This window comes from Paenibacillus oryziterrae (genome assembly GCF_042610485.1).
Taxonomy (GTDB): Bacteria; Bacillota; Bacilli; order Paenibacillales; family Paenibacillaceae; genus Paenibacillus_AQ.
On sequence record NZ_JBGJZO010000001.1, the window covers coordinates 397,593 to 420,482 of the forward strand.

At 46.1% G+C, this 22,890-nt stretch carries 24 protein-coding genes; 7 read left to right on the plus strand and 17 right to left on the minus strand.

Features of this window, described 5'->3' with window-relative positions:
- Positions 1-10: 10 nt before the first annotated feature.
- Genes ACAN55_RS01975 through ACAN55_RS02000 form a run of 6 tightly spaced genes read right to left on the minus strand, consistent with a single transcriptional unit; the run spans position 11 to position 4,736 of the window.
- Positions 11-814, minus strand: coding sequence for an SDR family NAD(P)-dependent oxidoreductase (locus tag ACAN55_RS01975; RefSeq protein ID WP_379127301.1), 804 nt, complete (start codon positions 812-814; stop codon positions 11-13).
- Positions 811-1,164: a MaoC family dehydratase gene (locus tag ACAN55_RS01980; protein ID WP_379127304.1), complete on the minus strand. Its 354-nt coding sequence runs from the start codon at positions 1,162-1,164 to the stop codon at positions 811-813. Before ACAN55_RS01980 ends, ACAN55_RS01975 begins: the two co-directional genes overlap by 4 nt.
- Positions 1,161-1,541 (minus strand): FAS1-like dehydratase domain-containing protein, encoded by a 381-nt coding sequence (locus tag ACAN55_RS01985; protein WP_379127307.1) that lies wholly within the window; start codon positions 1,539-1,541, stop codon positions 1,161-1,163. Before ACAN55_RS01985 ends, ACAN55_RS01980 begins: the two co-directional genes overlap by 4 nt.
- Positions 1,538-2,689 (minus strand): thiolase family protein, encoded by a 1,152-nt coding sequence (locus ACAN55_RS01990; RefSeq protein WP_379127310.1) that lies wholly within the window; start codon positions 2,687-2,689, stop codon positions 1,538-1,540. The genes ACAN55_RS01985 and ACAN55_RS01990 overlap by 4 nt, the downstream gene beginning before the upstream one ends.
- Positions 2,686-4,176: a class I adenylate-forming enzyme family protein gene (locus ACAN55_RS01995; protein WP_379127313.1), complete on the minus strand. Its 1,491-nt coding sequence runs from the start codon at positions 4,174-4,176 to the stop codon at positions 2,686-2,688. Before ACAN55_RS01995 ends, ACAN55_RS01990 begins: the two co-directional genes overlap by 4 nt.
- Positions 4,177-4,184: 8 nt before the next feature.
- The gene (locus ACAN55_RS02000) at positions 4,185-4,736 is read right to left on the minus strand and encodes a biotin transporter BioY (RefSeq protein ID WP_379127315.1); all 552 of its coding nucleotides are present in this window, start codon (positions 4,734-4,736) and stop codon (positions 4,185-4,187) included.
- Between the two features lie 216 nt (positions 4,737-4,952).
- Here ACAN55_RS02000 and ACAN55_RS02005 point away from each other — a divergent pair, with 216 nt between their 5' ends.
- Positions 4,953-5,930 carry a biotin--[acetyl-CoA-carboxylase] ligase gene (locus ACAN55_RS02005; protein WP_379127318.1) on the plus strand — a complete coding sequence of 326 codons (978 nt, stop codon included), beginning with the start codon at positions 4,953-4,955 and terminating at the stop codon, positions 5,928-5,930.
- 167 nt (positions 5,931-6,097) lie between these two features.
- On the opposite strand, the gene ACAN55_RS02010 is transcribed toward ACAN55_RS02005, so the two are convergent.
- From ACAN55_RS02010 to ACAN55_RS02030, 5 genes are all read right to left on the minus strand, one after another.
- Entirely contained in the window at positions 6,098-6,775 is a 678-nt protein-coding gene (locus ACAN55_RS02010; RefSeq protein ID WP_379127321.1) for an FtsX-like permease family protein, read from the minus strand.
- 41 nt (positions 6,776-6,816) lie between these two features.
- Positions 6,817-7,905, minus strand: a complete 1,089-nt coding sequence (locus ACAN55_RS02015) for a hypothetical protein (RefSeq protein ID WP_379127323.1) — start codon at positions 7,903-7,905, stop codon at positions 6,817-6,819.
- Positions 7,906-7,917: 12 nt separating this feature from the next.
- Positions 7,918-8,598, minus strand: a complete 681-nt coding sequence (locus ACAN55_RS02020; RefSeq protein WP_379127327.1) for an ABC transporter ATP-binding protein — start codon at positions 8,596-8,598, stop codon at positions 7,918-7,920.
- Between the two features lie 11 nt (positions 8,599-8,609).
- A complete protein-coding gene (locus tag ACAN55_RS02025; protein WP_379127329.1) occupies positions 8,610-9,830 on the minus strand; it encodes an FtsX-like permease family protein in 1,221 nt (406 codons plus the stop codon).
- Positions 9,831-10,068: 238 nt separating this feature from the next.
- A complete protein-coding gene (locus ACAN55_RS02030; protein WP_379127332.1) occupies positions 10,069-10,257 on the minus strand; it encodes a hypothetical protein in 189 nt (62 codons plus the stop codon).
- 182 nt (positions 10,258-10,439) lie between these two features.
- On the opposite strand from ACAN55_RS02030, the gene ACAN55_RS02035 reads away from it, so the two are divergent.
- Together ACAN55_RS02035 and ACAN55_RS02040 are read left to right on the plus strand one after the other, a co-directional pair.
- Positions 10,440-11,153, plus strand: coding sequence for a L,D-transpeptidase family protein (locus ACAN55_RS02035; RefSeq protein WP_379127335.1), 714 nt, complete (start codon positions 10,440-10,442; stop codon positions 11,151-11,153).
- Between the two features lie 83 nt (positions 11,154-11,236).
- Positions 11,237-12,520, plus strand: coding sequence for a TcaA NTF2-like domain-containing protein (locus ACAN55_RS02040; RefSeq protein ID WP_379127337.1), 1,284 nt, complete (start codon positions 11,237-11,239; stop codon positions 12,518-12,520).
- Between the two features lie 76 nt (positions 12,521-12,596).
- On the opposite strand, the gene ppsA is transcribed toward ACAN55_RS02040, so the two are convergent.
- Positions 12,597-15,212 (minus strand): phosphoenolpyruvate synthase, encoded by a 2,616-nt coding sequence (gene ppsA / locus ACAN55_RS02045; protein ID WP_379127340.1) that lies wholly within the window; start codon positions 15,210-15,212, stop codon positions 12,597-12,599.
- A 385-nt stretch (positions 15,213-15,597) separates the two neighbouring features.
- Between ppsA and ACAN55_RS02050 the strand changes: the two genes are divergently transcribed.
- A complete protein-coding gene (locus ACAN55_RS02050; protein ID WP_379127343.1) occupies positions 15,598-16,377 on the plus strand; it encodes a TrmB family transcriptional regulator in 780 nt (259 codons plus the stop codon).
- A gap of 30 nt (positions 16,378-16,407) precedes the next feature.
- Positions 16,408-17,634, plus strand: coding sequence for an MFS transporter (locus tag ACAN55_RS02055; protein WP_379127345.1), 1,227 nt, complete (start codon positions 16,408-16,410; stop codon positions 17,632-17,634).
- 121 nt (positions 17,635-17,755) lie between these two features.
- Here ACAN55_RS02055 and ACAN55_RS02060 read toward each other — a convergent pair whose 3' ends face one another.
- The 3 genes from ACAN55_RS02060 to ACAN55_RS02070 all read right to left on the minus strand — a co-directional run bounded on the left by ACAN55_RS02060 (position 17,756) and on the right by ACAN55_RS02070 (position 19,883).
- Complete coding sequence (locus ACAN55_RS02060; protein WP_379127348.1) at positions 17,756-18,754, minus strand: NADP-dependent oxidoreductase; 999 nt, start codon at positions 18,752-18,754, stop codon at positions 17,756-17,758.
- A gap of 162 nt (positions 18,755-18,916) precedes the next feature.
- Entirely contained in the window at positions 18,917-19,381 is a 465-nt protein-coding gene (locus ACAN55_RS02065; protein WP_379127351.1) for a DUF8821 family protein, read from the minus strand.
- 22 nt (positions 19,382-19,403) lie between these two features.
- The gene (locus ACAN55_RS02070) at positions 19,404-19,883 is read right to left on the minus strand and encodes a GyrI-like domain-containing protein (protein ID WP_379127354.1); all 480 of its coding nucleotides are present in this window, start codon (positions 19,881-19,883) and stop codon (positions 19,404-19,406) included.
- Between the two features lie 111 nt (positions 19,884-19,994).
- Between ACAN55_RS02070 and ACAN55_RS02075 the strand changes: the two genes are divergently transcribed.
- A complete protein-coding gene (locus tag ACAN55_RS02075) occupies positions 19,995-20,945 on the plus strand; it encodes a helix-turn-helix transcriptional regulator (protein WP_379127357.1) in 951 nt (316 codons plus the stop codon).
- Positions 20,946-21,056: 111 nt separating this feature from the next.
- On the opposite strand, the gene ACAN55_RS02080 is transcribed toward ACAN55_RS02075, so the two are convergent.
- Positions 21,057-21,185: a DUF6254 family protein gene (locus tag ACAN55_RS02080; protein WP_379127360.1), complete on the minus strand. Its 129-nt coding sequence runs from the start codon at positions 21,183-21,185 to the stop codon at positions 21,057-21,059.
- A gap of 157 nt (positions 21,186-21,342) precedes the next feature.
- Between ACAN55_RS02080 and ACAN55_RS02085 the strand changes: the two genes are divergently transcribed.
- Positions 21,343-22,518, plus strand: a complete 1,176-nt coding sequence (locus ACAN55_RS02085) for a serine hydrolase domain-containing protein (protein WP_379127362.1) — start codon at positions 21,343-21,345, stop codon at positions 22,516-22,518.
- A 136-nt stretch (positions 22,519-22,654) separates the two neighbouring features.
- Here ACAN55_RS02085 and ACAN55_RS02090 read toward each other — a convergent pair whose 3' ends face one another.
- Entirely contained in the window at positions 22,655-22,873 is a 219-nt protein-coding gene (locus tag ACAN55_RS02090; RefSeq protein ID WP_379127364.1) for an SHOCT domain-containing protein, read from the minus strand.
- Between the last annotated feature and the right edge of the window lie 17 nt (positions 22,874-22,890).

Below are 22,890 nucleotides of genomic sequence, written 5' to 3' on the forward strand. Positions count from 1 at the left end.
GCTCCCTCCTCTACTTCCAGCGTTCAAAAAAATCCTCCGGCCCGGAAATAACGGGAGCTGAAGGTTCCGGTTTCTGCCAATGTGTTATCCGATTGCCGTTAATGCCGAACACTTCACCTGTCAGCCCGGGGTCTTGTTGCTCCAGAAGCGCACGAACGAACCGTGCTACATCATCAACTTCTCCGAGCTTCCATTCCTCCGGAAACGGCTCGTTTCGCTTTGCGTATTTTTCTTCCAGATGTTGAACCACCGGACGGGTCATATCGGTTAAGGCGGCGGGAGCAATGCCATTAACCCTGATCTGTTTGGGTTTCAGCTCATCGGCAAGCGTCCAGAGCATCCCGAGAAGTCCGGCCTTGGCCGCGCTGTAATTGACTTGACCGACCGATCCAGTAAGTCCCGCGGTTGAAGTCATGAGCACAATATCGCCACCTTGCCTGCTCAGATGTGGTAAAGCCCGCTGGATGCAGTAGAAGGCTCCGTTCAGATGAACATCCAATACGGTTTGCCACTCCAGATCCGTCATACGCTCGCATTTACGATCCTGAATGATGCCAGCGTTATGGATCAAAATCTCCAAGGACCCCATCCTGCCAATCACTTCGTCAACCATCGACGTGACCGCAGCAGGGTCTGCGACATCGGCACAGAATCCCTCAGCTAAGCCGCCTGTCCGGCGTATGTCCTCAACGACTTGCCTAATACTCTCGCCATGCATACCATTAACGGCAATCTGATACCCGCAGCGTCCCAGTTCCATAGCCATACTGCGCCCGATCCCTCTGGTTGCACCTGTAATCAATACTGTCTTCATCTATCTGCGATCCCCTCTACAACGTTGAATGCACCTTTAGCAATAATCTCTCCGTTCGATAACGTAACCGTTATCTGAACTTGATCATGGCTACAAACATTATACCGGAAGCATACAGATGAGTCTTGGACACAAGGCTGTTCAAACCTCATACTAAAGGATTGAATCCACTGCGAACGATGTGCGTTCAGATAAAGAGACTGTGCCAGCCCCATGATGTACATTCCATGCGCTATAGGAACATCGAAGCCTGCTAGTCTTGCTGCTTCAGCATCCAGATGAATCGCGGCTTCATCCTTGGTGACAGCAGCATATTGACGGATATCCGCCTCTGTGATTTCGATGATCATTTAACATCACCTCTCCCGATTAAGACGGTTTCTGCTTCAGCTATGGGGTTGCCCTGGTGATAGCAGATGAGAGAGTGAGTATAGAGAGTAAGCGAGCCCTGCCTGCCGTTCTTGGACTCCACCTTAACCAAGGAAAGCTCACATTCCAAGTTCATTCCTGCTAATAGCGGCGCATGATAATAAAATTGCTGCGATCCGTGTACCCATACTTCCTCCGTATGAAGCCAAGGGGAATTTTCCACTTTCCAGAAGGTTACCAGCATGGTTGAAGGAGCAATGACTACTCCCCCAATTCTCTGGAGGGGCGAATGGATGCTGTTTGCATACCGAATGATAGATTCCTCTGTGAGCTGAACCTTAAACCGAATCCTATTCATATAGCCGCCTCTACCAGTACCGCCAACCCCATTCCGCCGCCGATGCCTAGCGTTACCAGTCCTCTTCGGTAAGGGTTACGCAGCATCTCCGAGTATAAACGCGTCATAAGGATCGCCCCGGATGCTCCGTAAGGATGGCCTAACGCCAATGCGCCTCCGCCAAGATTGACCTTGCCCTGCGGAATTTGAAGCTCCTGCAGCGAGGCCAATACCTGGGAGGCAAAGGCTTCGTTAAATTCAACGATATCTATATCGTCTACATGCAGCCGCTGGCGGCTTAACAGTTTCTGAATCGCCGGAACCGGTCCAATCCCCGGATACAGCGGGTCCACTCCGGCCGCCTGCGAGTCAACAAATCGGAGGACGGGGGTTAGGTTAAGCTGTTCGCACTTTTCACGCGACATTAGTAGCGCCAGCGCAGCACCATCGTTAATGGGACAAGAATTACCGGCTGTAACCGTGCCATGTTCTGCAAAAGCAGGCGGCAGACCACTCAGCTTCTCTATGCACGTATCCGGTCTCGGACATTCGTCCTCCGTGATTCGGAGTCCGTTGACTTGAATCGGTACAATCTCCGGAGCATACCTGCCAGTGCGCTTAGCGCGAACTGCCTTTTGATGGCTCTCCAGCGCATACAAGTCCTGCGCCTCTTGGGTAATCCCGTATTTGTTCGCCACATGCTCAGCGGCAAGACCCATATCCGGATCGCCGAAAGTAGGAGGTGTGAACGGCGCGCGCGTATATAGTGTTGGTGTACCGGTCAGCGTGTCGGGTTTGAACATTTTCCAGGGCGCCCGGCTTGTGCTCTCGACTCCGCCTGCCAGGAATATTTCTCCGGCTCCGCTCTGAATGAAGCGAGCAGCCATGATGATCGCTTCCAGTCCTGAACCGCATTGCCGGTCGATCGTGACTCCCGGAACCGTTACGGGAAGTCCTGCTTCAAGCAGTGACTTACGGGCAATATTCCCGCCAGGACCTACGACGTTGCCGATGATCACATCATCGATCCATTCCGGAGGCAGCTGAGCTTCAGTAACCAGAAGGCGAATCAGCGGTGCAAGCAGCTTCTCCGGTTCGAGCATGCTGAACTGACCACCGATTTTGCCGATTGGCGTACGCTTGGCCATGACCAGTACGGCCTCTTTCATTGTATCCCTCCGCTCGAAGCATCTTTCATCTGTTGGCGCGCTATTTTCCCGGAGCTAGTATATATGAATTCCTGCACTGTAATAAACTGCTTAGGCACTTTATAGCTTGCAAGATATGGGCGGCAATAATTACTGATTTCATCCGGACTAAGCCGCTGTTCTCCGTTCCACCCAATCAGCGCTGTTACTTGCTCCCCCCAGCGGTCATCCGGCTTGCCGAATACCATGACTTCCCGGATCGCCGGAATACGTAGCAGGACAGCTTCCACCTCTTCGGGGAATACCTTGAGGCCCCCGCTTTTGATCATGTTGCTGGCACGGCCGGCCAAACGTAACTGCAGGTCTTGATCAAGGTACATGTAATCTCCCGTCCGCAGCCAGCCGTCGTGAAATACACGTGCCGACTCTTCAGGCAGACCATGGTATCCGGCGAACATCATTTCGCTTCGGATGTATAGCTCACCAATCGTCCCCGGAGAGACCTCGCAGAACTGCTCGTCTCGGATCGAAATGCGCACGCCATCAAACGGTATGCCCAAGGAATCCGCCTGCTCCTCCCCGGTTACCTCAAGATAGCTGATGTAACTGGCCTCCGACGATCCGTAATACTCATAGAGTTTCGTCTCTTTAAATATCTCCCGACACCTCTGTTTCAAGGACGCGGGCCATTTGCCGCCGGAGCTGACCAGGGCTTGCATGGGTATCTGCAAGGTACTTGAAGCCGCTTGATGAAGCAATGCGTCGATCATCGCTGGCACAACGAACAGGATCATATCCGATTCACGGGAGCAGAGATTCAGAACGCTCGCGGCATCGAATTCCGGGAGCAGATGAAAAGTCGCCATACTGTACAGGGATTGCATCACGGCAAATAACGACAGGGAATGCACGAACGGCCCCGGCGCAAGCACATACCTCATACGGTTCAGCCGGAATGCCTTCTCCGTTGCCTCGAAGCTTCTTAACCAAGATAAATGAGTCCGCATGTACCCCTTAGGCAGGCCGGTTGTGCCTGACGTATAACCGATGAACAGCAGCTCGGGGTTCTCCTCGGCTGTGGCATCCGGTTCGAAGCTAGCCAACCAAGTGCTGTAGCTGCCAGATTTCTCATCCTCATCGAAGGTTAACTGCGGAAGATTTGGATACTGTTGTGAGAGTTCTGCCGCGAAACGCCCTTCACAAACGATCAGCCCGGGCTCACACTGCCGGATCACCTTATCCCTCTCGTTCGGAGACCATTTGGGGTCCAGCAACACGGGAATGCATCCCGCGTAAATGGCGCCAAGGACAAATTCAGCGAATTCCATGCGGTTTCCGGACAGAATAGCAATGTTGCACTTGGTGTATCCGTCATGCCTTAGTCCGCTCGATACCTGTTGAACCAGTCGCATAAGCTGAGCGTATGTCCGTTCCTCGGAGCCGTCCGAGATCGCGATACGGTGAGGGACAATCTGTGCCCGTTCTAGAATGTGCTCTATCAGGTTCATAGATTACCTTACGTCTGCGCTTTTTCTTCGATCGGGCTGATGGATTTAAGCTGCATCGTGATGACGGCGGCAATTACAGCTTTTATAATGTCTCCTGGAAGAAATGCGAGTGCGCCTGTTAGTCCGGCCCAGACCGCTGTATTCGTAATCCATGCCATGATGGATGCGCCAATCAGATTTACCAGCAATACGCCAAATACAAGATTAATGGTGATCAGCTTCCAGGTTTGAACCTTCGGCCAGATTTTTTCGGAATACCAGCCGATAAGCCCGGCCACAACCGGCCAGCTGAATATGTATCCTGCAGACGGTCCAACGAGCACGCCCAGTCCGCCACGTCCGCCAGTCAGCACTGGCAGCCCAATCGCTATTAGAATGATAAAAACGACCAAACTGAGAGCGCCCATCCGTTTGCCCAAAAAACATCCAGCGAGCATGACCCCAAGCGTCTGGGCAGTGATCGGAACAGGGATGAAGCCTAGAGGTATCGGCGGAATCAAGCCGAGCACTGCGATAAGTGCCGCGAATAATGCGGCATAAACAAGTTCTTTCGTTTTCAAGAAAAAGACCTCCATTGGATAAATAAAAGTAATGAACCGGTTAATGAATATTGCAAGCTGAATTATAATAGAGACCCACCCTATTGTAAACCCGTAAGATTTTTAGGTTCACAATCAATCAAAAATAACACTCTGAATTTTCCTAATGTTAGATAAGCATGTTAATATAATCGATGAGGTTTGATCGGAACGTTAAATTTCTGGAGGATTATTCTCATGACAGTTAAAGAACAAATTCTATCCTTGCTTCATGACAACAAAGGTGGATATATATCCGGGGAGGAGATCGCGGGCCAGTTATCCGTGACGCGCAGCGCAGTCTGGAAAGCCATCAAATCGCTTCAGACAGACGGTTATTCCATACAGGCTGTAACCAATAAGGGATATTCCTTATCACACCTAACGGATATCTTGTCTGCCGGGGCAATTTCAAAATACCTGGATACACAGGCTCAAAAGCTGCGCCTTGAAGTTGTTAAGACAATACCTTCAACGAACGAAGCTGCAAAAATCCTTGCTTCCAATGGTGAGGCTGAAGGGAAAGTAATCCTCGCGGAAGAGCAGACAGCCGGCCGCGGAAGAAATGGCCGACCATTCTTTTCTCCGCCAAAAACGGGCATCTATATGAGCATTCTGCTGCGCCCCAAGCTATCGGCAGCGGAATCCATTCTTCTGACGACCTCCGCGGCAGTCGCTGTTGCTCTTGCCATCGAGAACGTATCCGGTAAAGCCACTCAGATCAAGTGGGTCAATGATGTATGTATAGAAGGCAAAAAGGTATGTGGAATCCTCACCGAAGCTTCTTTGTCGCTGGAGAACGGATTGCTTGATTATGCTGTTCTCGGCATTGGTATCAATGTAGCACTACCGGCAGGTGGCTTTCCTGACGATTTAAGCGGGATTGCAACGGCTGTATTTCCCGAAAGCATTCATTATGATGATCTCCGCTGCCGGCTCGTGGCAGAAGTGCTAAACCGTTTCATGGAATTCTATGTGCATTTAACGGACAGGAGGTTTCTCCCCGAATATAGAACACGAATTATTTCCCTTGGCAAAACCGTATTGGTGGTGAAGGATAATAAACAACGTGAGGCGACAGCCATTGACATCGATAACGATTGTCGTCTGAAGGTCAGATATGAGAATGGTGACGAGGAATATCTTTCAAGCGGGGAAGTCAGCATTAAAATTTAGCGGTGACTCTTTTGAACGGCTAAGAGAACAGATTCTTTTCTCGAGAAATGACAAGAACCTGATCTCTTAATCGAGGATTCTAATAGATAATTGTTGTCGTAACTAAGAATTCATACTTAGAAAATATGATTTCAATCATCCGTTTGGAGATCTATAGGGTTATCTGATTATCTTTCTCTGGTACTAAGCAGTTTTAGCGGTTCGCTCTTAAGATTTAGTCGTATACCAGCTAGCGCAATAAGTATGGAGACAAAAATAATCATTCCTCCGGTCACAACTGATGTCGCAGCACTAGTAGCTTTATCTATTTCCACTTGATTCTCTGTCTGTGAGTTCACTGCCCATGAGCTGTAAATTGTATTAAATGTCTCCTTGTTAATTAGATCTGCTGACTTATCTGTGAGCCAAAAACCTGCCATAGTACCTACGGTACTCCCAATAATCACGATGAAGAGAATTCCCGCCAACAGAGAGATCGTACACCTGGACTTGCTGGTCCCCAGCGAACGTTCGATGGCTGTACGTTTTTTTTGTTTGACAATAAGGATATAACAGAAAAATATAAGTATTAAAAATGTGGTAGTAATGCCCACTATCAGCAATACCACCGATATTTTTTTAGTGCTCTCTAGCCCATTTCTGAGTTTGGTATACCCCTTGTCATAGAACTTGATTTCCAAATCCTGAATACCAAGGGTATTCCACGCCTTCATGTACTGCTCTGCCTCACCATTGGGAATCTCAAAGGAGGTGTTGTAACCCATCATGGGTCCAAACGCTACAATATTATCTTCATCACTATCTTTAACGGATGTGGAGGGAATCACCACTTCATCTGCACCCATCCTATACCCCTTATCATAACCGGAAGAAACGTCATAAATGCCTACAATCGTATAACGATTGTCTGCAACACCTTGTATGACTCCCCACTTGCATTTAACCGACCAAATCGAAAATTTCTCATCGTATTGCTTAAATTCTGTCCAGGAGATTCCTGGTAATTTGCAAAATACAAATGCAACGGCATTGTACTCCCCACAACCAGTCCATTTCTCTGGGCAAATTCCCTCGACACAAGACAAACTGCGGCTCCATCCCCATATTCCGCTTCACTAATGTCACGGCCATTCATAATAAAGGCATCTCCATTATAAAATGGCATCAAAAGATTCGTACTGTTAGTAGAAGACACCGGTATGGTTTGCTTCAATTGTTGCTCTGCTTTAATTAATTCGTACCATCGTTTGCCTCTCGGTGTCTCATAAAAGCCATCTGTTACTTCGTCCCATGGAGTTTTCATTTGAAAATCATCCATAATGTGGGCACCATCAGGAGCATATTGTGTTGAGGTTATTCCCCTTCCCGGTATATATTCTTCGACTGTATCTACGGCATCATTGTGAGCACGAAACATTTGGACAGCCATTACATATGTTTTTCCAGCAAACATCATATCAGGTTTCGGATTAAAATGATCACAGAACCAAATTTCTTCCCGTTCTGTACTTCCCAGAAGCACTCTTTTTATTTTCAGTTTTACTGGACCCGCGGGTATAGAGTCTTTCAAGGGTGTAACCTCAAGAATCATATAATTGTTATCGCTAAAATCTTCTAATACATAATCCGAGTGATAAGCACCGTAATACGGTCTTTTTTCAGGGGGCTGTTTGTAGCTTGCGCCTTTAAAATTCAAAGTGGTCACCGATATTGGCGTATTGTATGAAGGAGATTTATAGAGAGTAAAGCTTTTTTTCTCCGCATCCCATTGATAATTGCTTTTAACTGCAGATGCTTTTTGCTGCACTGTACCAATGGTGGTAAATGTACCCTCAAATGCTTTTATATTCACTGAACTGCGCTGCCAAAGATTACACCCGAGAGAAAGCAGTAAGGCTGAAAGTATAAGCAGCATTAGAAATAGTACTGTCTTTACCGGTGTGCGCCACATTTGTTTAATACTGTTCCATATCATTATTGTGGCCCCCTACCAGCCAGGTTGATCGACTGTCATTTCCCCATCTTTCATTTCATAAATGGCGTCAGCCTGCAAAGCGATCTCTTTGTTATGCGTGATAATAATTACGGAGTAGTTATGATGATGTGCTAGAGATTTTAGCAGATTCACTACAATGGTTTCATTAGCGCTATCCAGGTTTCCAGTGGGTTCATCCGCTAACAGAATTTTTCCGCCTGCGGCTAGTGCCCGTGCGATAGCCACACGTTGCTGTTCCCCTCCGCTCATCATACTTGGGAATTGCCCAAGAGCTTTTTTACCAAGCCCAACCTTATCTATTAGATCCACTGCCACTGCTGTTGATTTGCGTCTGCTCTTACCTTGTATTTCCATTGGATACATTACATTTTCCAGTGCTGTCAAAAGCGGAAAGAGATTAAACGACTGGTAAACCACAGAGGCCATCGTTCGCCGATAGTGGTCGCGATCAAGAGACGCCATGTCTACATTGTCTACGTAAATGTTACCGCTAGTCGGCAAATCCAGTCCTGCGAGCAAAGACAGCAGAGTACTTTTCCCGCTGCCTGATTCTCCAGTAATGGCTGCCACTTTGCCTGTTTCAAAGACGCAGGAGACGTTTTTTAAAGCTTCAATCGTTTGGTACTTACTTCGATAGGTATAACTGACCTGATTAACGGATAAAATTCCCATAATTATCCTCCCTAATCATTCCGACAAAGAATAGCCATTACACTAAATCTGCTCAAAAACAATAACGCAATAATATTGCCCAGCATAAAGAAAAACATGGTGATCATAGCCGGAATAGCGGTTAGTTTATCTGTGCTAAATAGAGTAACTACAATGGTACCAAGCATGACGCCTACGATCATCAGTGCAAGGCTTTCGGTGATAAGCGCGGCAAAACATGCTCTTTTACTGCTGCCCAGGGAACGCATAACAGCAAACTCCGGCCGTCTGTTCTGCTTCAACAAATAGGATGTGATATATCCCGTGCAAGCCACAATCATGAGGATTAAATAAAAAAAGGAAGTTAATAGAGAGAGGTTTTCTTTCAGGTGGCCCGCGGCTTTGATAAAGTCCCCGTCATTCACCAGCAGTGCATTACCGTTATGAGAAAGCGGGGCTGATGCCTGAACAGACTTAAACCCATACTTTTGCATCTGTGACTTGAAAGCATTAAGCTTGCGTGGGTCTTTTACGGTAAAAGCAGCTGAATCCGCATAAAATTCGGTGTCAGCTTTAGCAAATGCTTCCTCCGTCCAGCTCGTTGGGAGGATGACCTGCGCCACTAATCCGGAACTCAACTCATTCCATGGTGCCATACTGCCTATAATTTTGAAGGAATACACGCCGAGTGGTTTTAAACGTAATTCAATTCCATCCGGTGCATAACGATAGTAGTTTAGTTTGAGCACAATCGTGTCACCGACGGCTAATTTATTTTGCCTCAATAATTGTTCGTCAGCGAGACATTGTGCTTCTTTAGACTGTAAATAATCAAGAGTTGCTCCACTTGCCAATGCTACATTCTCCAAAGGTAGGGCGGGGATGGCTCTTATCGAATTTACCGAGGCAACAGATATATTTAAGTATTTCTCCCACTCATCCATAGGGTAATCTCCTAATCCTGCCATAAGCTGCGTAGCATATGTAAGTCCGCTGACGTATTGAGACGACTGCAATTGCAGGATAGATTCTTTCTTGATTTCCAGCCCGACATTCTGCGATCCATCACTATTAGTGATGTGGGCTGAAACCGGAAGAGCCACGACTAAATTGGATAGTTGCTTTTTATTAGTCTCTATACTGGATATGTACAAATTCAATAGGGATACAATAAGTGCACAAATTAAAATATTTAATATACTTTTGAATTTATTACGATAGATATTCAGAATGCCCGTCCGCAAATAAAACATGGAGTTCCCTCCTTTTACTTATAGCATTCGACAATATCATCATTTAAACCTTTTATGGAATTATATTCAATTTAGATAATCCTCTACTATATTTAAAATCGAATGGTTTTAAGAGGATTAGGCAATCATTTAATACGAATCAGCAATCCGCTGCCCCACGAATGTAGGGCAGCATTATCACATGATATTACTTTTATACTTAAATCGGCATATTTTCATTTCATTCTTAGATCTATAGTCATTCACGTTTGTTCTCAACAGATTTCATACGGTTTTGATCGTCAGGAACTCGGTCATTACTGAATTCCTGACCTGCTTCAGACTCTGTATGGCCACTAGCACTTCGGGCAAAGTTCGTGAACTGCCTTTTTTGCTCATCCATTTCGTGTTTCTGTTTAAGGAGCTCCTGTGGATCCAAATTTGACATCGTATTTACCTCCTAGATAGAATCATGTAGTTTATTCGCTCTACACAAGTTTTCCTTAACAGAGCGGTGGTTATGCAAGAATTAATAATTCAGTACTCTCATCCACCAAGCATCTTAGTTTACTCCGATTCCTCTGACACCATCAGCGGTTAATAAGATGAAAAAGGAAGGGTGTGACTGCTGTGGCTGTATGCCAGCACAAACGAATCGCCGCTGTGCTTCTATTCATCACAATCTTGTTTGTGATCTGTATGACGCTTCAGCTTAAACAGGTATCTGCATCCGCTTTCTCCGCGGCCTGGCCTTATAAAGCGGAGATTCTGAAATCACGTCAGGTAATTGTAGTTGAGGCGACTTCTACACGATCCCAGACTGGAACCTTATCATTGCGTGAGATAAGGAATGGGCAATGGAGATCTGTCATTTCTCGTATCCCAGTTGCTTTGGGGCGGGAAGGCATTGCCAAAATCCGTGAAGGTGACGGGCGTACGCCATCTGGAGTGTATCTTCTGGTGCAGGCTTTCGGATCTGCGGTCAAACCAGTTGATCTGAAGCTTACTTTCACTCAGACTTCTTATTTCGACTACTGGATCGATGATCCTGCCTCTGCCGAGTATAATCAGTGGGTGACTTACACCGGCAATCCGGCAGGCAGGTGGAACTCATATGAACACCTGCTCCACCCACTGTATAAATACGCAGTGGTGATCCGGTACAATGAAGCGCCAGTGGTGCCCGGCAAGGGCAGCGCCATTTTCCTACACATTTGGAGAACGGCTGCCAAGCCTACAGCTGGGTGTATCGCTATGTCCGAAGCCAACCTCCTGAAGCTAATAAAGCTGCTTGATCCGGCGCTAACGCCGGCGATCGCCATTGGACTGGGAGATGTAGACTAAAGCTAAAAGGAAATATTTACAACCCGTCCACGGTGTGAGAAGATCAGAACGGATTTATTCTACTGTCGGAAAGTTGGGAATCTATGAGGTTTAGAATCGGCTTACTCTCTCTGCTTCTTGTTTTGGGAGTTGTATTTCAATCGTCACCGGGAGTTGTATCAGCCAGTGCAGAAAAACAGGCTGACCAGTGTTCTTTCCTTCCGGACAACGGCAAGGAATTTGTACTTAATGATCACTATATGGATCATGGCTTTTTTTCTTTGTTCTGCGGCATTCATGTGCAGGATGGACAGCTGGGAGATCAAGCTACACTGAAGTTGAACGGCAGCAGCTTGAAGATTACGAAGCAGGGAAAATCGTATTTGGAGCTCCAGGCAACAAAACCAGGTACTTCCGTCATCCAGGCCATTATGCCGGATCAAAGTGTCGTATCGCTGACCGTTACGGTAATTACTTTAGCCCAGGCGGAACAACAACGTGACCCGCATAAACTTACGATCCAAGAAGCGTTGCGGCTGGTGAGGCTAAAGGTAAGCGATTTGGGTGGATTATACGATTACTCTGGCAGGGATGAATATGGAGGCTATCATCTTCAAGATGTGGTAACAGATGGTGAGTACTTGGGTGAAGGGAGTAATTATTTCGTCAACCCCGAGGATGGAACCATGTATAACATTCTGAACGGCGAGTACATGGATAATCTATTCTCCGATAAGCATGATCCGCCGCTGGAACCTGAGGCCATTATATCCTTGTTGAAACAGCGGATTACAAAGAACATCCCGGCAAACTTTACGCTGCAGGAAACCGGCAATTATGTTAGGGGAAGTACTGAGTTTGGGCTGTATCCGCTGGTGAAGTCTGCACGCTCCGGTCAGCTTGTACCAAACACCACAGTCTCCCCTTCGGCCACATATCTGGTAAATCCGGGAACGGGTTATGTGTATGACTCGAACTATCAATACATAGGAACCGTATTTAATTCAAAAATGAAGCTGGATAAGAATTGGAACATCTACGTCAATACGATGCTTAGAGATTATTATTACGTTATTACTCAAGCAGTCAATAACAACTATATTGATTATCTTCAGAGCATATTAAAGCCCGGCAGCGCCATAGACAAGCAGCAACGTAAATTCGCTACAACGATGCATGCATCCGGTATCAAGGAACAATTTGGACTTTCTTATACCATCGACCATACGGAAACGGTGTCCTCCACAATCGTCAAAATTTATGTAACCGAAGAAACCCGGGTCACGCCAAAGACCGGAAAACCGTACTCCGTCAAAGAGAAATGGATGTATCAAGCGGAGGAAGAAACCTATTCTTGGCGTTTCACGGCTATGAAACGATGGAAATAGGATGCTCTTTGGGCAGTCGGTAAAATACACCCCTCAAATCAGAAGCATTTGATTGAGGGGTGTTTTATGTCAATTATTAATTAAGTAATTCGATGTACCCCTCTGTTCCATGTACGCGAATCCGTTGCCCGTCTTTGATCAACTTGGTAGCATTCTCCACTCCGACTACTGCGGGCAAGCCATACTCACGCGCGATCACAGCTCCATGGGTCATCAGGCCCCCAACTTCAGTGACCAGACCTTTTATGGATAGAAACAATGGCGTCCATCCAGGGTCTGTAAAAGAGGTCACTAATATATCTCCCTCTTCCAGATCAGCCTCTTCCATATTTAAAATAACACGTGCCCGGCCCTCGATCACTCCGGAAGAAACAGGAAGACCTGCAATGGCTTCGGCCGGGAGATGATCCCGTTTGTACTTACCTGCAATGATTTCACCGTCAGACGTAATAATTCGTGGCGGCGTTAGTTTATCATATAATTTGTACTCAACTTTTCGTTGGCTGATGATCTGATAATCCAGTTTTTGCGTACGAACGACGTCGTGAAATTCTTCAAAAGTGAGATAGTAAACATCATCTTTTTCATGGATAATGCCTGCTTGTACGAGTTGTTCGGCTTCTTTCAATAAAGCTAGTTTATAGACGAAGTAACGGTTAATGTAGCCGTATTTGGGATATTCCCGGTAACCGATATAATTCCGAATCAGGTCAATCATACCTTTGGTTTCTTTGGCTTTTTGTTCACCATCCGGTAATTGCTTCAATCGGCTTAAGATTTCTTGTTCTTTTGTCAAAGCTTCCTCTAGGCCTTGCTCAAATCTACGTTGGCTTTCATTAGGCTCAAAGGTTCTGATATTACTTAGGATCAAAGGGATCAGTATAGTTGGCTTCTCACTCCAGCGGGTTCTGGTAATGTCGATTTCTCCGGTACACCGCATTCCGTATTTGCTTAGATACGCAAGGATCGCCTCTTGGGATTCCTGCCCGCCATGAAGTTTAGCCAGGTCATTCAAGAAGTTATCATCTTGTACATGCTGTAAATATTCAATGACCTCCGGATAAGGACGAATCACATCTGCGACATCCAACAGCGCTAGGCCCATCTCCGAAGTAATATTGTTCGGTACAGATTGAGATAACGTATCTGCTGCGTTTTTTTCACCTAACCATTCGTCCATATGTTCATTGATCCATGAGGAAGCCTCCATTGCAGCCATAAACACACGAGTGCTTTGCGGGTTAAATAGAATCTCTTTTAATTGCTGGATATCTTCCAGAATAAAATCAAATAAAGCAACGCCTGATTTCGTTCGTATATTATGTTGTAACTCTTTGATCGAAGTTTGATTATGCTCTATCAACTCAGTAACAATTGACGGATTCAATTCGCTTTGTGTGTGAGAGGCTGCAGGGGGACCAACTGTTATGTTTTTCCCGGGAACCTGTGCTTTTTCACTTTCTGGTGCCGATTGTATAAAATCTTCCCGCTCTACAATGGTCATTAGTGCGTCTTTGATGAGCGGATCGGATTTGCCTAGGGTATCTATGGTCACCCTACGATTAGGTGATGCAAGCATTGGTGTGATATCCACAAACAATCTTCCGCCCGCTTTACGCATAGGCGCACGAGTAATTAACAGGTAGAAAGACAATCCGAGTGGTTTGATGGGATCTGTCATCATTTGTTGGTGACCGACAGATACATAAACGTGATTCCCTTGATCATTTGCTTCCGGGATGGGGAATAGTGTGGTGATGGGCCGGCTCTGAACGATATAAAAAGTATCCTGGACTAAACACCATTCTATATCCTGCGGGCAGCCGAAATGCGCCTCGATTTGTCTTCCGATGTCTGCCAGTCCTAATATTTGCTTCTCCGTGAGGGCTTGAGCCTTTTGCTGATCGAGTTGAATCGGCCGGGTCTCTGTTCCGCCTTCTTTCCGTCCATAGATCGCTACTGTTTTGGTTGCTATCCGCGTCTCGATGATGGCCCCTTCCTTCACTTTATAACCATCAGCCGAAACCAAACCTGAGACTAATGCTTCTCCAAGCCCGTAACTGGCATCGATGGTTTGTACTTTTCGGTTGCCGGTCATGGGATCGGCGGTAAATAGTATCCCCGAAGCCTGCGGGAAAACCATCCTTTGTACGACAACGGATAGATACACCTGATTGTGGTCGAATCCATTGTGCATACGGTAAAGTACCGCGCGATCCGTAAATAACGAAGCCCAACATTTGCTGATATGCTGCAAGATGGCATCAACGCCAATGATATTTAAGTAGGTGTCTTGTTGACCGGCAAAAGAGGCATGCGGCAGATCTTCGGCAGTCGCGCTGGAACGCACCGCATAAGCGTGTTCCTCGCCAATCTGGGACAGATACTCAGTAACTGCTTTCACAACACCGGCAGGAATTTCTGCTTCCATAATGATCTGGCGAATATTCCGGGTAAGCTCACCGATTTGTTCCCGATCTTCTACTTTAAGGATGGTGAGTCGATTTAACAAAGCTTGGTACTCTTCGTTATGTTGAACGGCTGTTTGATATCCCTCTGTTGTGACACAAAATCCTTCAGGAATCTGGATTCCTTCAACTTTTGATAATTTCCCAAGATTTAACCCTTTTCCGCCAACGAGCAAAAGCTGCGAATCTTTCACTTCCTGAAGCCCGAGAACCAATGAACTCATTCCACATTTCTCCTAACCATTCAATTGAGAAAAAAATATTTGACAAGAGTTTTGCCTGCATGATACACTTAAATTGTAAGATAGTCTTACTATGTTCTCCTATCTAAAATTAGTCGTGAATTGATTATAGCATCACGTATATTTATAAGCAATATCAAGAACCTGACAAAACTGTCCAGGTTCTTTTTTGATTTCCCGCTATCTTCTATTCATTTCATCAGACTGAAATCCTGACCTTATCGCTTCCAGCGATGCGTCCTCCCGCTTCGTTAGTTCTTCTCTGATTTCATGTTATGACACACTTGACAGCCGGAATCATAGAAAGTAGTATTTTGAAATACTCCTTAATTTTCAGGAGATCATTTTATACGAAGGAGGCTCCTCAATGATTGAAGCACTGCGGAAACTCGGTTTATCCGATTTGGAAGCCCGCTGCTATCTGGCGTTGCACGGTCAGCCACCCTTTTCGGGCTATGAGGTTGCCAAACAGGTATCGATTTCGCGCTCCAACGTGTATGGTGCTCTGCGCAGTTTGGTGGAAAAGGGTGTCTGCCGCGCTGTAGAAGGCGATCCTATCACGTTCGCGGCGATTCCAATCGGGCAAGTCATTAAACTGCTTCAATCTGATTTCGAGCGCACTGCCCGCTTGCTGGAGAGTGAGTTGTCTGCCTTGCCTGAGACCCCACCCTTCTTCAGTAATTGGAAAGGAAATCAGCAAGTCGATCTGGCGATTCGTCGCCTCGCCGCCAATTCCAGGAATGAGATTCTGGTCGATCTTTGGGCAGAGGATCTACACTTAGTAGAGGAAGCACTGCTCGCGGCTGAGCGCCGGGGTACTGCTGTTCATCTGATGCTCATTGGTGATGCGCCGACTGAACTAAAGCGTGTTATCTTACATAGTGTTCCGCTGGGGGGACCGCATAAGTCGCGGAACTTCTCTATGCTTCTGGACAAAGAGACGGCGATTCTCGGCAGTTTCAGCCGGTACGCGTCAGCATCGGCGCTGGAAAGCAACCATCCGGCGGTATTGAACATGCTAGAGACCTCGTACTTTCACGATGTCGTGATGATGCGGATCGAGGCTGATTTCACCAAAGAGCTGGAAGACCGATACGGGAAGGACTATGCACAAATCCGCCGTGAGCATCCCGAGATGCATTCTTAACTACCCGATAACATGAGAGGATGACTTACATTGAATGAAAAAAGCTCGTCCGTACTCCATAACCGTTCGTTCCTACGTTTATGGATCGCACGGATTTTCTCAACCAGCGCGTTTCAAATGCTGTCCGTCGCCATTGGCTGGCAAGTATATGCGCTAACTGACAGCGCATTTCAACTCGGCCTCGTCGGTCTGGCCCAATTCCTGCCTATGCTGCTGTTGACGCTGCCGGCCGGACAAACCGCAGACCGCTACGACCGCCGCACCATCGTTAATCTATGTCAACTTTTAGAGAGCGTCGTTGTTCTCCTGCTCGTCCTTGGCAGTATACAAGGCTGGCTCGGTTCGGTCCATCTGCTGATTGCCGCAGCTATTCTAGGGGCGTGCCGCACCTTTGAAGGCCCGGCTTCTGCTGCACTAGTTCCGGATATCGTGGACCGTGATCAACTGCCGAAGGCGGCTGCCTGGTCCGCCTCAGCCATGCAGACGGCAATGATTATAGGCCCGTCACTAGGAGGTGTGCTTGTTCTCTGGGGCACAGCAGCCGCCTATACTGCATCGCTGATCGCGCTCGTAGTATCGACCGTGCTGATCTTCTTCGTCAAAACCGTTCATTTCGTAAAGAAGCTGGATGCCGTCAATATGGACACATTCTTCAGTGGACTCCGGTTTGTATTTGCCCGCAAAATCATCTTGGGAACCATCTCACTTGACCTGTTCGCCGTGCTACTTGGCGGGGCGACCGCACTGCTGCCGATCTTCGCCGAAGATATCCTGAAGACAGGTTCGCTTGGTCTGGGCTTGCTGCGCACTGCGCCGGCAGTCGGCGCTATCGTTGTATCACTGATTCTAACCCGATATTCGGTGGAAAGAGCCATCGGGAAGACGTTATTCGCCTCGCTCGTCGTGTTCGCCTTGGCAACGGTTCTGTTCGGGGTCTCTAACAACATCTGGCTGTCGCTCTTCGCGCTGTTCCTTACAGGCGCTTCCGATGTGGTAAGTGTCGTTATCCGCTCGACACTCGTTCAGGTTAACACCCCACAAGATATGCAAGGCCGGGTTAACGCCGTTAACTCGTTGTTCATTGGCACCTCGAATCAGCTCGGAGAGTTTGAGTCCGGCACGATGGCCGGATTGGTCGGAGCCGTTCCTGCAACCGTTATTGGCGGACTTGGCACCTTAGCGATTTCGGTCATTTGGTTCTATTGGCTCTTCCCCGTTCTCCGAAACCTGAAGACGTACCGGGCTGAAGGAAGCTAGCAATTTCCATTGAAAATGCTGAGTAAGATGAAGGGTACACTGGACTTATTTATACACCTAAAAAATGCATGGAATCGCTTTTTATTCGGATTCCATGCATTTTTATATCATTTGATCCATTCTACTTTATCTTCAGTACAATTTTCCCTTTAGCTCTGCCCGATTCTGAATATTCCATCGCCTTTTGAGCTTCAACGAAAGGAAATACAACATCAATAACCGGAACAATTTGATTTGATTCTATCAATTGAGTAATAATGTCTAATTGAGCTCCGCTTGGTTTCATAAACAAAAAGTTATATTTTACATCATATTTGTTCTCTAGCTTATTCAATTTCCGCGTAACTAATCGCAATATATTCGTTTTGATGAAGCCCAAGCCATATTCTTTGCCGAACCGTGCATTAGGTAATCCTGAAACCGATACAATCTGCCCGCCTCGTTTAACGATTTGGAATGCCCTTTCTAGGGTCTCTCCTCCATTAGTGTCATATACTCCATCATAATTACTTAGCAGCTTGTCAAATTCTTCTGTTTTATAATTTATTATTCGATCTGCTCCAAGTGACTTAACCAATTGTTCTCCGGCTTCACTTGTAGTTGTTGCAACATAGATCCCCATCGTTTTGGCGAGTTGAATAGCAAAAGTTCCTACGCCACCTGATCCTGCTTGAATAAGCACCTTCTGTCCGGAAGATAGTTGCAGGATATCATGTAATGCTTGATAAGAGGTAAGCCCTACTAATGGAATAGAAGCCGCTTCTTCAAAGGATAAATTGTAAGGCTTGTTGGCAATATCGTCTTCATGCACAGAAATATATTCGGCGAAGGTTCCAATCCGGCTCTTTCTTGGCCGACCGTATACTTCATCGCCTAATTTAAATTTTGTAACTTTCGCTCCTGCTTTTATAACGATACCGGCAAAATCATTCCCTAGAATTAGCGGCATATCATATTTCAGCAGCAAACGTAATTTACCATCGCGTACTTTAAAGTCTATTGGATTAATGCTGGCAGCATGGATTTCAGCCAATATATCATATTCGCCAACTTCAGGCATTGGCATTTCGGATAACACAAGAGGGTGTTTGCCGTACTCATTGATTACCATAGCTTTCATTCTTTATCCTCCACATACTAAAATTACACCACATTAGATGAGCTTGATTATCGAATTATATTCGTTTTACAATGTTAGTAACCGGGCAAAGGGCAAAAGGTGAATCCTGAAATAGAAAAACCGCGCAAGGCGCGGGTTCTCAAAAGGACTTTGTTCTTGTCTTTAATATTCTCCCTTGATCACAAAAAACGAGCCGCGAATGGTTCCGGCTAGTTTAGACTTCTGCCGCGCGAACTTAAACTTCTCTGCTAATTCCTTCGGGATCTCCATTCCCTCTGAAAGCTTAAAACCTACAGCCCGCTTCTTAGGGTCATCTACGGTATACATGACGTTGATCGCAAGCCCGTCCTCATAAAAAACGTAAGTAAATTGGATATTTTCCACTTGAAAGCGCGAAGTTTCTAACGGCTTGGCCGCAAATTCGATATTACGTTCCTCTTTCAGAATCCGGTTCACATATTCAAGACTCTCCTGACTTTCACTGGCAGGCACAACCGTAAATTCATGCTTGTATTTGTTCATAAAGTAACGGGCTTCATTCGCACGTAAACCAGCAAGTGTTTCTACTACAGGTGAAGACTCTAAACCAACCGTAGACACATCCTTAAAATCAACGATATAAGACATTCTTCCCTCTCCTTTACTCTCGTTATTTCCTCACAACTGGAATCCACATTTCACCTAAAATCAAGCCGTTTCGCTGCCCTGTCTCAACAGTTGTATTAGGCCCGCCAACATAGGCGACATCCTGTGCTTCCGGCAAGGCTTGTCCAAAGGCAAGACCTGCAAGCAGATTATTTAATTCGTCAGCCGTCTTCCCTTCTCCTTTAACAACCAGGTATTCTCCCTTAGGAAATTGGATCACTCTGGCCTCTTCAGGTGCCGGTGCCTCTGTCATAACGCCTGCGTAATGCATCATCTTATTATTGACCGCTTCGTTCACAGCGAAAATGTAGTCATTCGTAGCCGCGGCTTTTAAAGCATCAAGTCTTCCATCCTGGCTAACGGCCTGCCAGAAATCCGCCTTTTCCTTGTTTATCCCAGCATAGTCTGTGTAGTGACTCTTAAGCTCAGTTCCAATGCCTATAACGGTAAAGCTGTCTTTTTCTTCTAGAGTATAATTCGCCATATTTGAAACCTTCCTTTTCACTAGGATTTATCAAATGATTTGTCTTCACCACTTGATAAGGATATGATAGCCTTAAATCATGTCAAAAAATGATACTGTTTAGGAGTCCCAATGAAAAAAGTTGAACGGATTAATATCATTATGCGGTATATCAACAATCGTGCCCATTTTACCATTTCTGAAATCATGCGGGAATTCAACATCTCCCGTTCAACAGCGATCAGGGATATCAGAGAAATTGAGGGCATGGGGATGCCGCTTGTCGCTGAAGTTGGGAGAGATGGGGGTTATTTTGTCATGCGCAACTCTGTCCTTCCCGTTGTTCGCTTTACCGATAATGAAGTTAAGGCTCTTTTTATTGCATTTATGGCCACAAGAAATGGGCAGCTCCCCTATTTAAAGAGCCGTCAGTCTTTAGCCGAGAAATTGCTCGGCCTCATCTCAGAGAATCAGCAGGATGACCTTTCTCTTTTAAATCAAATATTGCTATTTGAAGGGACGAACCCGAATAACCCGGATCTGCTTGATCTTTCAGACCTGCCCCATCCCATGCTAGAAAAACTGATCCAGCTCCTACTATTGGATAGCTATTTATTGATTACTATTAATGAAGAGACTACTCCCATTTATCTCTTGCACCTTTATCGTGAAAAAGGCCTTTGGCTGATTGAAGGCTTTGACTTAATGGAAGAAAAGAAGCAAATTGTCCCGGTCGACCATCTCACCGATGTCAAACCCTACAGCGCCGATAAAAGATTAAGTAAGAAAAAGATCATGGAAATCCTAAGTAAGCAAGAAGCAGTGATCAACCTTGTCCTTGAACTTGGTCCCCAAGCAATTGCCCAGTTCAAAAAATACCATCCTCTTAGAGTTTCCATTTCCTATACGAATCCTTACCAAACCACAGCCATACTAAAGACTTTTATCAATGTGAAGAAGCCCGAAGAATTAGCCGAAATAATCAATTGGCTGCTGTTTCTAGGCGGGGATATCAAGGTCAAGGAAATTCCGCAAGAAGTCTCAAACGGTATACAAGAGCGAGTGAATTTATACTGCCCATAATTAGCGGCTCTTAAAACCAATAATCAATTTGAGCTTGTCCTATGGTAACTTTCCGAAAGCTCGGGTATGAAGAAAGACTGCCGAAGAATTCTTCGACAGTCCTTCTCTTCCTTACAAAGTAGTATGCTTCTCTTCGTATTCGCTGGACAATACCTTAAGCGATTTGATTTTACCATGGGGATGTTGCTGTTGCTTTCGTGACTTCCAGGCAGCTTCTTTCCTTCTCATCTGGTGAGCCATAAAGAATCCTCCTCGGGAAAATGAGATGTATACTACTTTCTTATGATGTCTTTCCTGGACTTTGTTCATTCATTTAATAATCCGTCCTATACAACACGTCCAAAAGCGATTAATATTCTTTGTAGCAAATTATACGAAAGAAGAGGTCATAATCGATATGCTGGAGCCAAACATAACTAATCAATTGAAGAAAACGCTGAAACAAAGTATCGAGAACAAGGAAATCGCCGGTGCGAATTTCATGGTGCTCAAGGACGGCAAGGAAGTGTTTTACCATGAAGATGGTTTGGCTGACATGGAGTCGGGACGCCTTATTTCTAGGGATTCGATCTTCCGTTTATACTCCATGACGAAGCCGATTACCGCCACTTCCATCATGATGCTGCTCGAACGTGGAGAGATTGATTTGTTTGATCCGGTAAGCCGCTATATTCCGGGTTTCAAAAACCAGCTGTTCGAGAAGGATGGTGAACTGGTACCAGTAAGCCGCGAAGTTACAATTCACGACTTGCTGAACATGACATCTGGGTTAGTGTATGGTGGTACCGACAAAGCCGGGCAGCATACGGATGAATTATTCGAGGAACTGAGTAGCCGTTTATACGGTGATACACCCATGAGCACACTGGAATTTGCAAATCGTCTGGGTGAAGCTCCCCTTTCCTTCGATCCGGGATCGTACTGGCAATACGGAACGTCGGCGGACGTTCTTGGCGCGATTGTGGAAAGTGTTAGCGGTGTACGTTACGGAGAATTTTTGAACAAGGAGATCTTTAAGCCGCTTGGAATGAAAGATACCGGCTTCTGGCTGTCGCAAGAACAACGAGCCCGCCTTGCAAAAACCTATCAAGACGACGGTGAAGGCGGCCTGAAGCTGTATGCGGACAGCCATCTCGGCATCGGTCATCAAATGGATCGGGAGCCGGTATTCGAGTCAGGCGGAGCTGGTCTGGCGTCTACGATTGACGATGCTGCTAAATTTACAACGATGCTGATGAATCAAGGTAGCTTAAACGGCGTGCAGCTTCTAAAACCTAGAACAGTTCAATATATGACATCAGCTTCTTTAACCGATTGGCAGCAAAAAGGCTTCGATACGTGGCATTCATTGTGTGGCCATAGTTATGGCAACCAGATGCGAATCATGACCGACACCGGGAAAGCCGGAATTATCGGCGGCCAAGGTGAGTACGGCTGGGACGGGTGGCTTGGGGCATACTTCAACAACAGTCCTGCGGACGGGCTGACAATCCTATTTATGATTCAGAAAAAAGATGCCGGCACGATGCCGATTACCCGTAAGTTGCGTAATATCGTATTCAGCACCTTGTAAGGGGCACAATCAAACGTGACTCTTCAGCAGTTCAGCTATGCTTATTTTATCGATACTGGACTGATGCACATAACAGCAAAAATAAGCCTTGGCCGGCGAAGGGCTAAGGCTTTTTTTTGCATTTCCAAATCCTTTATTAATCACGTAAAATACTTCTCATCTTGATATACTCTTCCTCAGTGATCTCCCCTCTGGCAAATCGCTCCGCCAGAATTCTTTGGGGTGTACTTTCTTTGTCACGGGAATTCCCTTCACCACTAACCCATCGGATCACCAAATAAATGACACCAATTATCAACAATAGATTGATGATAAAACCAAATATTCCGAACCCAAAACCATATCCCATCATCATCTTGGCATCATCCTTTT

Coding starts and splice junctions, on each gene's coding strand:
- ACAN55_RS01975 (WP_379127301.1), bottom strand. CDS start 814: ATGAAGACAGTATTGATTACAGGTGCAACCAGAGGGATCGGGCGCAGT.
- ACAN55_RS01980 (WP_379127304.1), bottom strand. CDS start 1,164: ATGATCATCGAAATCACAGAGGCGGATATCCGTCAATATGCTGCTGTC.
- ACAN55_RS01985 (WP_379127307.1), bottom strand. CDS start 1,541: ATGAATAGGATTCGGTTTAAGGTTCAGCTCACAGAGGAATCTATCATT.
- ACAN55_RS01990 (WP_379127310.1), bottom strand. CDS start 2,689: ATGAAAGAGGCCGTACTGGTCATGGCCAAGCGTACGCCAATCGGCAAA.
- ACAN55_RS01995 (WP_379127313.1), bottom strand. CDS start 4,176: ATGAACCTGATAGAGCACATTCTAGAACGGGCACAGATTGTCCCTCAC.
- ACAN55_RS02005 (WP_379127318.1), top strand. CDS start 4,953: ATGACAGTTAAAGAACAAATTCTATCCTTGCTTCATGACAACAAAGGT.
- ACAN55_RS02010 (WP_379127321.1), bottom strand. CDS start 6,775: ATGGGTGCAGATGAAGTGGTGATTCCCTCCACATCCGTTAAAGATAGT.
- ACAN55_RS02015 (WP_379127323.1), bottom strand. CDS start 7,905: ATGATATGGAACAGTATTAAACAAATGTGGCGCACACCGGTAAAGACA.
- ACAN55_RS02020 (WP_379127327.1), bottom strand. CDS start 8,598: ATGGGAATTTTATCCGTTAATCAGGTCAGTTATACCTATCGAAGTAAG.
- ACAN55_RS02025 (WP_379127329.1), bottom strand. CDS start 9,830: ATGTTTTATTTGCGGACGGGCATTCTGAATATCTATCGTAATAAATTC.
- ACAN55_RS02030 (WP_379127332.1), bottom strand. CDS start 10,257: ATGTCAAATTTGGATCCACAGGAGCTCCTTAAACAGAAACACGAAATG.
- ACAN55_RS02040 (WP_379127337.1), top strand. CDS start 11,237: ATGAGGTTTAGAATCGGCTTACTCTCTCTGCTTCTTGTTTTGGGAGTT.
- ppsA (WP_379127340.1), bottom strand. CDS start 15,212: ATGAGTTCATTGGTTCTCGGGCTTCAGGAAGTGAAAGATTCGCAGCTT.
- ACAN55_RS02050 (WP_379127343.1), top strand. CDS start 15,598: ATGATTGAAGCACTGCGGAAACTCGGTTTATCCGATTTGGAAGCCCGC.
- ACAN55_RS02060 (WP_379127348.1), bottom strand. CDS start 18,754: ATGAAAGCTATGGTAATCAATGAGTACGGCAAACACCCTCTTGTGTTA.
- ACAN55_RS02065 (WP_379127351.1), bottom strand. CDS start 19,381: ATGTCTTATATCGTTGATTTTAAGGATGTGTCTACGGTTGGTTTAGAG.
- ACAN55_RS02070 (WP_379127354.1), bottom strand. CDS start 19,883: ATGGCGAATTATACTCTAGAAGAAAAAGACAGCTTTACCGTTATAGGC.
- ACAN55_RS02075 (WP_379127357.1), top strand. CDS start 19,995: ATGAAAAAAGTTGAACGGATTAATATCATTATGCGGTATATCAACAAT.
- ACAN55_RS02080 (WP_379127360.1), bottom strand. CDS start 21,185: ATGGCTCACCAGATGAGAAGGAAAGAAGCTGCCTGGAAGTCACGAAAG.
- ACAN55_RS02085 (WP_379127362.1), top strand. CDS start 21,343: ATGCTGGAGCCAAACATAACTAATCAATTGAAGAAAACGCTGAAACAA.
- ACAN55_RS02090 (WP_379127364.1), bottom strand. CDS start 22,873: ATGATGATGGGATATGGTTTTGGGTTCGGAATATTTGGTTTTATCATC.